The sequence below is a fragment of the Microbacterium sp. H6 genome (genome assembly GCF_003314775.1).
GTDB classification, from domain to species: Bacteria; Actinomycetota; Actinomycetes; order Actinomycetales; family Microbacteriaceae; genus Microbacterium; species Microbacterium oxydans.
Genome location: NZ_QOAY01000192.1, coordinates 70,406 through 80,501, shown reverse-complemented (window position 1 = coordinate 80,501; position 10,096 = coordinate 70,406). Strand labels below are relative to the sequence as shown.

General features: G+C 67.4%; 8 protein-coding genes and 1 pseudogene. 2 read left to right on the top strand and 7 right to left on the bottom strand.

What is annotated here, in order from left to right; all coding sequences use genetic code 11:
- Both DSP71_RS22735 and DSP71_RS12970 read right to left on the bottom strand, forming a co-directional pair.
- Positions 1 to 346, bottom strand: a pseudogene (locus DSP71_RS22735) (hypothetical protein); the annotation flags it as partial.
- Positions 343 to 2,229: an NAD(P)/FAD-dependent oxidoreductase gene (locus DSP71_RS12970; protein ID WP_113681284.1), complete on the bottom strand. Its 1,887-nt coding sequence runs from the start codon at positions 2,227 to 2,229 to the stop codon at positions 343 to 345. The pseudogene DSP71_RS22735 and the gene DSP71_RS12970, both read right to left, overlap by 4 nt.
- A 214-nt stretch (positions 2,230 to 2,443) precedes the next feature.
- Here DSP71_RS12970 and DSP71_RS12965 point away from each other — a divergent pair, with 214 nt between their 5' ends.
- A complete protein-coding gene (locus DSP71_RS12965; protein ID WP_179516032.1) occupies positions 2,444 to 3,796 on the top strand; it encodes a DUF349 domain-containing protein in 1,353 nt (450 codons plus the stop codon).
- A 64-nt stretch (positions 3,797 to 3,860) separates the two neighbouring features.
- Positions 3,861 to 4,412, top strand: coding sequence for a hypothetical protein (locus DSP71_RS12960; RefSeq protein ID WP_058633073.1), 552 nt, complete (start codon positions 3,861 to 3,863; stop codon positions 4,410 to 4,412).
- On the opposite strand, the gene DSP71_RS12955 is transcribed toward DSP71_RS12960, so the two are convergent.
- The 5 genes from DSP71_RS12955 to DSP71_RS23810 all read right to left on the bottom strand — a co-directional run.
- A complete protein-coding gene (locus DSP71_RS12955; protein WP_046747156.1) occupies positions 4,399 to 6,651 on the bottom strand; it encodes a bifunctional (p)ppGpp synthetase/guanosine-3',5'-bis(diphosphate) 3'-pyrophosphohydrolase in 2,253 nt (750 codons plus the stop codon). The genes DSP71_RS12960 and DSP71_RS12955 overlap by 14 nt on opposite strands.
- Positions 6,652 to 6,716: 65 nt before the next feature.
- Complete coding sequence (secF, locus tag DSP71_RS12950) at positions 6,717 to 7,706, bottom strand: protein translocase subunit SecF (RefSeq protein WP_046747157.1); 990 nt, start codon at positions 7,704 to 7,706, stop codon at positions 6,717 to 6,719.
- Positions 7,706 to 9,454, bottom strand: a complete 1,749-nt coding sequence (gene secD / locus DSP71_RS12945; protein ID WP_046747158.1) for a protein translocase subunit SecD — start codon at positions 9,452 to 9,454, stop codon at positions 7,706 to 7,708. Before secD ends, secF begins: the two co-directional genes overlap by 1 nt.
- Positions 9,455 to 9,509: 55 nt before the next feature.
- Positions 9,510 to 9,929, bottom strand: a complete 420-nt coding sequence (gene yajC, locus DSP71_RS12940) for a preprotein translocase subunit YajC (protein WP_374168973.1) — start codon at positions 9,927 to 9,929, stop codon at positions 9,510 to 9,512.
- Positions 9,930 to 10,001: 72 nt separating this feature from the next.
- The coding region (locus DSP71_RS23810; RefSeq protein WP_258546434.1) for a hypothetical protein at positions 10,002 to 10,096 on the bottom strand (95 nt) is incomplete at its 5' end.

The following is a 10,096-nucleotide window of genomic DNA, read 5'->3' as shown; positions in this document are numbered from 1 at the left end:
GGAGCAGCCTTTCCGCCTCCGTCCGCCGCCGGTTGGCGTCGAGGGCGCCGGAACTCTCCGCCGCGTCGACCCACGCCGCCGTCGACGCCGTGAACAGCACAGCGTCAGCGCCGCCGGCACCTGCGCGGTGGACGGCGCGACACAGGGCGACCGGAGCCGGTGTCGTCACTCGAGGCGTGACGACACGCAGCAGCTCCGCCCCCGCTCGTTCCAGGACGCGACGCCAGCCGTCGTCGTTCGACCCGCCCCTCCCGGCGGAGGGACCTCCGGCGGATCGCGCCTCGTCCGACACGATGATCCTGCATCCTGCGAGCACCGGGCGTGCCCCCGAACGCCCGGTCGTCATGCGGGGTTCTCCGCGCGCAGCGGCGAGGCGCGGTGCCGACCCATCGAGTGACCTCGATCGGCCCAGCCTGCGTCCATCGCTCTGACAGCGTTCCGTGCAGCATCGCTTGACGGCCTCGGATGCGGTGACACAGACTCGCCGCTGGGGAGCGACTGCTCCTGGGCATCGCCCGAGCCCGTGCGCAGCGGGGACTCTTCGCACAGGATCCCGACCGCGGCCAGCCGTTCCCGCAACGCCGAACGCTGCCCCCGACGGACTCCCCGCAGCTCGATCCGCGAGTCGACGACCTGCAGCGACAGGCCGAGGTCCAGCGCGATGCAGCCGATGTCGACGAGCTGCTGCGGGCCGAACTCCCCTCCCCCCGCTTCGGAGAGGCTCACGCGACTGCCGTCAGACGCCGAGCCGACCACACGACGTGCCCGCTCGCTGGAGGCGTCTTCCCCTTTCTGCGGCAACCGCTCGTCAGCCAGCTCCAAGAGCGCACGAGCCACAGCCAGACTGCAACGCGCACAGTCGGGCTCCCTTCCAAGACGCCCCCCGAACTCGGTGAATGTGGTCAATCCTTCTGTGCGGATCACTTCCCGGAGTTCGCGCGACGACATCCCGATGTGGACGCAGGCCGGGATCGTCCCACCCTCGTCCGGAGCCGTACGCCCCAGCTCCTCGGCGACCTCGCCCCGTAGCCGTTCGCCGACGGCCCGCCGAAAGGCGACATGTCCGCTCGTATCGCCCACGAGGATGCCCCCGAGGAGAGTCTGCGCATCGTCGCTCAGGACCAGCTTGCGGTAGACACCGCCGCGACGGGAGAGCGTGACGACGTCGACCGCCCCCGGAGAAGCCGCCCACGGCTCGCCGAAGCTCACGATGTCGACCCCGGCGATGGTGCGGTGGAGATAGGCTTCGTGCCCCGTGAACCGCGACGCTCCCCCGCACGCCCGCTCCGCTGCGACCTCCGCCATGGAGTGCGCGCCCGCGGCGGAATCGACAGCACGGTCGTCGAAGCGGGCCGCTTCGCCGATCGCGAGGATGTGTGGATCCGAAGTGACGCACCGATCGTCGATGATGACCCCGCCCTGCGCGTGCACACCGAGCCCCGCGTTGCGGGCGAGTTCGTCACGCGGACGCACGCCGACCGTGAACAGCACGACATCCGCCCGTTGGAAGGTCCCGTCCTGGAACTCGAGAGCAGTGACCGCACCCGAGTCGTCCGCGTCGAGCCGCGTCGTCCTCGTACGCGTGCGCACCGCGATGCCTCGATCTGCGAGAGCGGACTGCAGCACGCCGGCACCCACCTCATCCAACCGGTCGGGCAGCAAGCGATCCGCATGCTGCACGATCGTGGTTGCGACCCCCGCCGCGTCCAGAGCGACCGCCGCTTCGAGCCCGCGTCGACCTCCCCCGATCACGACGCCGCGCAGCGGGCGCCCCAGGACGCCGGATCGCGCCTCGACGAAGGTCCGGATCGCTTCCGCGTCCTCGATCGAGTGCAGCACGAAGCACCCGGGAAGCCGAGCTCCCGATACGGCAACCTGCGAAGCGAACGAACCGGTGGCGAGCACCAGCGTGTCGTAGGAGTATGTGCGCCGGGAGCGCGTTCGCACGGTGCGGGCCGTGCGATCGATGCGCAGCACGCGGTCATCACGCACCAGCCGGACGCGGTCGTCACGGAAGACGGAGCGGTCCAGTTGGAGCTCTGCGGGATCGTCGCCGGAGAGGAGCCCCGCCACCTCGGACCTGTCGTACGGACCGTACCCCTCGTCTCCGATGACCGTAACCCGCGCGGCCGTGCCCGGGTCGCGGAGCAGCCGCTCGACGAATCGATGCGCCGCCATCCCCGCTCCGACGACGACGATCTCGCCCGGTGGGGATGTGGTGTCCTTCATACTGCTCCTGTCGACCGGATGACTGTCGTCCTGGCGACCCTAAGAGGGTCGTGTTTCCCGGAGATGACGAGCTGTGTGTCCTCCGTCGAAAGATCTCATTACAGAACGGTAACGATCCCGCGTGACGCCCGGGCCTCACCCGCGGCGCTTCGGCGTACTAGGCTGAGCCTCGTCCTTTCCGCCTCCCGCGGCCCGACCGCGCAAGGAGAATCACGTGTCTGCCAACGAGCCCACGAAGCCGACTCCCCCCATCCCCGGACCCCCCTCCGTGCCGATGCCCCGCAAGGCACCGACGCCGGCCGCCGTCGCGCCTGCCGCACCGGTGCCCGCCGCATCGTCGACGTCGGCGGAATGGGGGCGCGTCACCGAGGACGGAACCGTCGAGGTCAAGGAAGGCGACGCCTGGCGCGTCGTCGGCCAGTACCCGGACGGTACGCCCGATGAGGCCCTCGCCTACTTCGTCCGCAAGTTCGACGACATCGCCTTCAAGGTGCATGCACTCGAACAGCGCCATCAGGCCGGCGGCGCATCCGCGAGCGACCTCGCCAAGCAGGCGAAGCACCTGATCGACGAAGCCACCGATGCCGCCGCGGTCGGTGACCTTGCCGGTCTTCGCGATCGACTCAACGCTCTGACCTCGTCTCTCTCGGAGGCGACGGAACAGAAGGCGAAGCAGGCGAAGGAACTCGTCGACAAGGCGATCGCCGAGCGAACCGAACTCGTCGAGCGCGCCGAGGCGATCGCCGCACGTGACCTCAGCAAGGTGCAGTGGAAGCAGGTCACGGCTGAGCTCGGAGAGCTGTTCGACGCCTGGCAGGCGCAGCAGCAGAACGGGCCGCGCCTGTCGAAGGGAATCTCCCAGCAGCTCTGGAAGCGTTTCCGGGACGCTCGGGCCGTCGTGGACAAGCAGCGCCGCGCCTTCTACTCCGAGCTCGACGACGCTCACAAGGTCGCCCGCGACGCGAAGACCCGTCTCGTGGAGCGTGCGGAAGCCCTCGCCCCCCGCGGTACCGACGGAATCCCCGCCTACCGCAACCTCCTCGACGAGTGGAAGGCGTCCGGCCGCGCCGGACGAAAGGCCGATGACGCGCTGTGGGCGCGCTTCAAGGCCGCGGGCGACGCCCTCTATGCCGCCCGTGCCGAGCAGGCTGCCGCTGAAGAAGCGGATTCCGCTCCGAAGATAGAGGCACGCGAAGCACTCCTCGAAGAGGCGAAGGGTGTCGCAGACGAGCCCAACATCAAGCGAGCTCGCGCGCTCCTGACCCGCATCCAGCGGCAGTGGGACGAGATCGGACGCATCTTCCCCCGGGACAAGGAGCGGGCGCTCGACGACAAGCTCCGCGCCATCGAACAGGGTCTCAAGGCCCGGGAAGATGTGGACTGGAAGAAGAACAACCCCGAGACCAAGGCGCGCGCGAACGACATGAGCTCCCAACTGCTGGAAGCCATCGAGAAGCTCGAGGCCGAGGTCGCCGCGGCGGAGAAGGCCGGCGACACGAAGGCTGCCAAGGCCGCAGCGGATGCTCTGGAAGCACGCCGAGCCTGGCTGAGCGCACTCGGAAGCTGACCCGTTCTCCACAGGTCCCGCACGACGACGGACGAGGCGGGGTGCACTGCGTCAGACTGACGTGATGCACCCCGCCCTTCTGTACCTGCCCGGCGTTCGGCTGAGTGAGGCGGAGCTCAGCGCGGCACGGATCGACGGGCATGTGGTCGAGGTCGGGGACGCCTATGTCCCGGCGGACCTGATCGAGGGATCGGATGTCAGGGCGAGCGCTGTCGCATCGCTGGTTCGCGCAGGAACCGCGGCGTCAGGGCCGACGGCTGCGTGGATCCATGGCGCCGGCGATGGTCCACCGGGCGTGCATCATGTGCGACGGTGCGTCGAACGACGGATCCGTGCGACGACGAACTCACGACTCGTCTTCCACGACACCGTCGTCGCCTCTTCCGAACTGGAGTCGATCGGCGGAATCCTCGTCACAACGCCGGTGCGGACCATGCTCGATCTCGCCACGACCGTGCACCGCGATCCGCGCGTGCTGACCTGGATGGACAGACTCGCGCTCGTGTCGCCCGACGTGCCGGAGGAGGCGTCCGCCATGCTGCGCCGCATGTCGCGCGTTCCTGGAAGCCGCGCGGGACGGGCCGTGCTGGACAGGCTCGCGGTCAGGAAGAGGTGACGCGATAGACGTCGTACACGGCGTCGATCCTGCGTACCGCGTTGAGCACGCGATCGAGGTGCACGGCATCACCCATCTCGAAGACGAATCGGCTCAGAGCGAGTCGCTCGTCCGTCGTCGTGACCGTCGCCGAGAGGATGTTGACATGGTGCTCGCTCAACACGCGGGTGACATCGGAGAGAAGCCCCGAACGGTCGAGCGCCTCGACCTGGATCTGCACCCTGAAGACGCTCTTGGTGGTGGGAGCCCAGGAGACCTCGACGAATCGGTCCTGTTCGGCACCCAGCGCCTTCACGTTCACGCAGTCCGCACGGTGGACCGAGACGCCGCTGCCACGGGTCACGAACCCGACGATCTGGTCGCCCGGAACCGGGGTGCAGCATTTCGCGAGCTTGACGAGGATGTCATTGGCGCCGCGCACCAGCACGCCGGAGTCACCCGACCGCGGCTCACGCGTCTGCACGCTGCCGGGAAGGTCGATGGCCCCCGTCGCGGGGTCGTTCGCCGCGACGAGTGCGGTGACCTTCTCCAGCACGGATTGGGTCGAGACGTGCCCCTCGCCGACCGCCGCATAGAGCGCGGAGACGTCCTCGTAGTGCATGCCCCGTGCCACTTCCGTGAAGGAGTCATGGCTCATGAGTCGCTGCAGCGGCAGGTTCTGTCGACGCATCGCCCTCGCGATGGCCTCCTTGCCCTGCTCGATCGCCTCCTCGCGGCGCTCCTTCGTGAACCACCCGCGGATCTTGTTGCGGGCGCGCGTGCTCGCAACGAACCCGAGCCAGTCCTGGCTGGGTCCCGCGTCGGGGTTCTTCGAGGTGAACACCTCGACGACGTCACCGCTCTTGAGCTCGGACTCCAGAGGCACCAGGCGACCGTTGACCTTGGCGCCCATCGTGCGGTGGCCGATCTCGGTGTGCACGGCGTAGGCGAAGTCCACCGGGGTCGCGCCGGAGGGCAGCCCGATCACCCGGCCCTTCGGCGTGAAGACGTAGACCTCCTTCGCGCCGATCTCGAACCGGAGGGATTCCAGGAACTCTCCAGGGTCGGCGGTCTCGGCCTGCCAGTCGGAGATGTGCGCGAGCCAGGCCATGTCGGTGTCGGACGCGCGGACCTCGGTCTTGCCGCCGCCGTTCATCCGCTCCTTGTACATCCAGTGCGCAGCGACGCCGTACTCGGCCTGCTGGTGCATCTCATGGGTGCGGATCTGGATCTCGACCGTGCGGCCGGCGGGGCCGATCACCGTGGTGTGCAGTGACTGGTACAGGTTGAACTTGGGTGTGGCGATGTAGTCCTTGAAACGACCCGGCAGCGGAGTCCAGCGTGCGTGGATGGCTCCGAGCACCGCATAGCAGTCGCGCACGGAGGACACCAGCACCCGGATGCCGATCAGGTCGTAGATGTCGTCGAACTCACGGCCGCGGATGACCATCTTCTGGTACACCGAGTAGAGCTGCTTGGGGCGCCCGACGACCTTGCCACGGATGCGGAGATCCCGCAGGTCTTCGTCGATCTCCTCGACGACCTGGTTCAGGTACTTCTCGCGCTGCGGGGTGCGCTGCGCGATGAGGCTGTGGATCTCGTTGTAGATCTTCGGGTGCAGCACCGCGAAGGAGAGATCCTCGAGCTCCGACTTGATCGCCTGGATTCCGAGCCGATTCGCCAACGGAGCGTAGATCTCCAGGGTCTCCTTGGCCTTCTTCGCCGCCTTCTCCGGCGGAACGAAACCCCAGGTGCGCGCGTTGTGGAGGCGGTCGGCGAGCTTGATCAGCAGCACTCGGATGTCCTTGGACATCGCGACGATCATCTTGCGGACGGTCTCGGCCTGCGCGCTCTCGCCGTACTTCACCTTGTCGAGCTTGGTGACGCCGTCGACGAGCATCGCGACCTCGTCGCCGAACTCGGCGGTGAGATCGGTCAGCGCGTACCCGGTGTCCTCGACGGTGTCGTGCAGCAGCGCTGCGGCGATCGCCCGCGGCCCGAGACCGAGTTCGGCGAGGATCTGGGCGACCGCGAGCGGGTGGGTGATGTACGGCTCACCGCTCTGGCGCTTTTGCCCCTCGTGCTTCTCCTTGGCGACCGCGTAGGCCCTCTCGATCACCGAGAAGTCGCCCTTGGGGTGGTTCGCCCGGACTGTGCGGATCAGATTGTCGAGGTCATTGATCCTCGACGCGCGGGAGAAGATACGGGGAACCAGCCGTCGCAGACTCGAGCCCTGCGATGACGTCTGCGGTTCCGCCATCTACTCACCTCCTGATCGATCAATCCTACGCGTGCTGTGCGGAACCGGCCCCGCTGAGGAACCGATCAGACCTCGACGGCCGCCCTGCTGCGAGCTTCTCGGATGCGGGCATCCCGTGCCTTCAGCTGCGGCTCGTTCTCGCGGAACAGCGAGTAGAGCGGAGCAGCCACGAAGAGCGTCGAGTAGGTGGCTACGAGAATGCCGACGAAGATCGAGAGCGAGATGTCGGTGAGCGACTCCGCGCCCAGCCAGAACGCGCCGATGAAGAGCACCGCGCCGACCGGCAGAGCAGCGACGACGGACGTGTTGATGGAGCGCACGAGCGTCTGGTTCACCGCGAGGTTGACCGACTCGCCGAACAAGCGGGCGGACTTCTCCCCGTCTTCGGTCGTGTTCTCGCGGATCTTGTCGAACACGACCGTGGTGTCGTACAGCGAGTACGCGAGGATGGTGAGGAAGCCGATCACGGCCGCCGGCGAGATCTCGAAGCCGGCCAGCGCGTAGATGCCCACCGTGATCACGAGCACGTCGAGGAGACCGATGATGGCCGCAGCCGACATCTTCCAGGTGCGGAAGTAGATCGCCAGGATCAGGAAGGTCAGGGCGAGGAAGATCGCGAGACCCCACAGCGACTGCTTGGTGACGTTCTCACCCCACGCGGGTCCGATGAAGGAGGAAGTGACGTCGGACGGATCGACGCCGTATGCCTTCGCCAGTGCCTCGCCGACCTGCTGGGTCTCGGCAGCGCTCATCTGGTCGGTCTGGACGCGGACGTCCTTGCCGCTGACGACGACGACCTTGGTCGCAGCGCCGGGGACGACCGATTGCACGGCTGTGGTCGCCGTCTCCTGATCGAGGCTGTCCGGCGCCTGCACGGTGAACTGCGATCCACCCGTGAACTCGATCGAGAACTGGATAGGACGGATGAGCGGCACCAACGCCGAGCCGACGACCAGGATGATCGCGATGATGAACCACAGACGGCGCTTGCCGACGAACGGGAAGGAGGTCTTCCCGGAGTAGAGGTTGTTGCCGAACTCATTCATGGAAGGCATCAGGCGTCTCCCTCACTTCCGGCTTTGGTGGATCTCTCGCCCGTGAGGGCCTCGGCGCGCTTGCGTTCGGCGATCGTCTGTCTGCGGTCGGCCTCGCCGCGGGACCGCGCGTTCTTCGCGCCCCGCCCGACCGACGCCGTGGTGACCTCTCGGTACTGCGAGCGGCTGCGGTACACGGCCCCGAGAGCTTCGGGATCGAGTCCGGACAGCTTGTGGCCGCCGCCGAAGAAGCGGGTGCGCGCGAGAAGTTGCATCACCGGGTGCGTGAAGATCACGAAGATGAACACATCGATGAGCGTCGTGAGTCCGAGCGTGAAGGCGAAGCCCTTCACCGTGGCATCGGCCAGGATGTAGAGGACGACCGCCGCGAGGATGTTGATCGACTTGGAGATGTAGATCGTGCGCTTCGCACGACCCCAGCCGTCCTCGACCGCCGCGGTGATCGACTTCCCGTCACGGAGCTCGTCTCGTATTCGTTCGAAGTACACGATGAACGAGTCGGCGGTGAAGCCGATGGACACGATGAGACCGGCGACACCGGCGAGCGAGAGGCGGAACCCGATTCGCCACGCCAGGATGCAGATGATGATGTAGGTGAGCACCGCCATCACCGCGATCGACGCGATGATCACCGACCCGAGCGCTCGATAGACGATCAGCGAGTAGATCGCCACCAGCGCGAGCCCGATGAGGCCCGCGATGAGACCGATCTGCAGCTGCTGCGTACCCAGCGTCGCCGAGATCGTGTCGGAGCTCTGCACCGTGAAGCTCAGCGGAAGGGCGCCGAACTTGAGCTGATCGGCGAGAGTGGTCGCGGACTCCTGCGTGAAGCTTCCGGAGATGCTGGGGCGACCATCGAGGATCTGCCCGTTCATCCGCGGAGCGCTGATCACGTTGCCGTCCAGCACGAAGGCGAACTGATCCCGCGGCGTGAGCCCGTCGATGCGGTTCTGGTTCAGGCGGGTGCTGACCTTGCCGAACGCATCGGCCCCGTCGCCGTTCATCGTGAGCTGCACCAGCCAGGCACCCGACTTCGGGTCGCGACCGGCCGAGGCGTCGGTGATGGCGGTGCCGTCGAGCTCTGCCGGTCCGAGGATGTACTTGGCGCTCCCGTCCGCCGAGCAGGCGATGAGCGGCTGGTCCTTCGGCGCCTTGGAGGCGTCGTTCTCCGGGTTCGCGCAGTCGTATGCCTGGAACTCCGCGGCCAGCTTGTCGGTGACCCAGGAGAGGTCGCTCGCGTCGGTCGGCTCGGCCGTCGGCGTCGAGTTCAGACCCGGATCCGGGCTGGGATACGGCGTCGAGTTGCCGTCCTCGCCCACGAACTCGTTGGTCGCCGCCGTCGTGTAGAGCACGGGACGGAACTCCAGCTGAGCACTGGACTGGATCCGCTCCCGCGTCTGCGCGTCGGCCTCACCGGGGATCTGGACGACGATGTTCTGTCCGCCCTCGGTCGTGATGTCGGCCTCGGCGACGCCGGACGCATCGACACGCTGCCGGATGATCGCCGCGGCCTGGTCGAGCTGCTCGGACGACGGAGCCGCTCCGTCCTCGGTCTCCGCACTCAGCACGATCTGTGTGCCGCCCTGCAGATCGAGGGCGAGCTCAGGTGTCCACGAGCTCGCGGCCTCCCCGTTGCTGTCCTTGAAGACGTACACGCCCAGTGCGTTGATGCCGAAGAGCACGCCCGTCACGAGGAGCAGGCCGAGAAGGACCCGCCAGGCGTGACGGACGGGAGAGGATGAAGCCACGTGTGTTCAGCTTTCTGGAAGGACGGAGATCCGAGGGGCCGCGTCGGCCTCGGCGTTACTTGTCGTCGGCGTCGCGCTCGAGGCGAGCGCGGGTCTCCTCGGGGGTCTCGACAGCCGGAGCGACCGGCTCATCGGCGACCGGCTCCTCGACGACACGCTCCTCGACGATGTCGTCCGACGGTGCGTCGACGACGACATCCTTGGGCTCGACCACGCGCAGGATGGCCTGGCTGTGCACGTCGATGATGGTGCCGGGAGCGATCTCGACGAGCGCGGGGGTGTCGAGGTCGTCGGGGTCGTACGCGACGATCGTCCCGTAGATGCCGCCCTGCAGGAGCACCTTGGCGCCCGGGACGGTCTTGGTGGCCTTCTCCTCCTGCTCGGCCTTCATCTGCTTCGTGCGCTTGCGCGTGTTGAAGATCATGAAGACGAGGAGAACGGCGAGGAGGCCGAAGAGCAGGAATTCCATGGGCATGGGGGAAGCGCCTTTCTCAGGTGCACGCTCCAGCCTTTGGGCGCGCGAAGGTATCCGGGAAGTCTTCAGTGATTATAGGTCATCCAACTTAAGCATCCCGTCCGGATGCGCGACACCCAGGTGCGCGTACGCCTCCGGCATCGCCACACGGCCGCGGGGCGTGCGCC

Bases quoted from the DNA above. Each gene is read 5' to 3' on its own strand.
- DSP71_RS12970 (WP_113681284.1), bottom strand. From the start codon at position 2,229: ATGAAGGACACCACATCCCCACCGGGCGAGATCGTCGTCGTCGGAGCG.
- DSP71_RS12960 (WP_058633073.1), top strand. From the start codon at position 3,861: ATGCACCCCGCCCTTCTGTACCTGCCCGGCGTTCGGCTGAGTGAGGCG.
- DSP71_RS12955 (WP_046747156.1), bottom strand. From the start codon at position 6,651: ATGGCGGAACCGCAGACGTCATCGCAGGGCTCGAGTCTGCGACGGCTG.
- secF (WP_046747157.1), bottom strand. From the start codon at position 7,706: ATGCCTTCCATGAATGAGTTCGGCAACAACCTCTACTCCGGGAAGACC.
- yajC (WP_374168973.1), bottom strand. From the start codon at position 9,929: ATGCCCATGGAATTCCTGCTCTTCGGCCTCCTCGCCGTTCTCCTCGTC.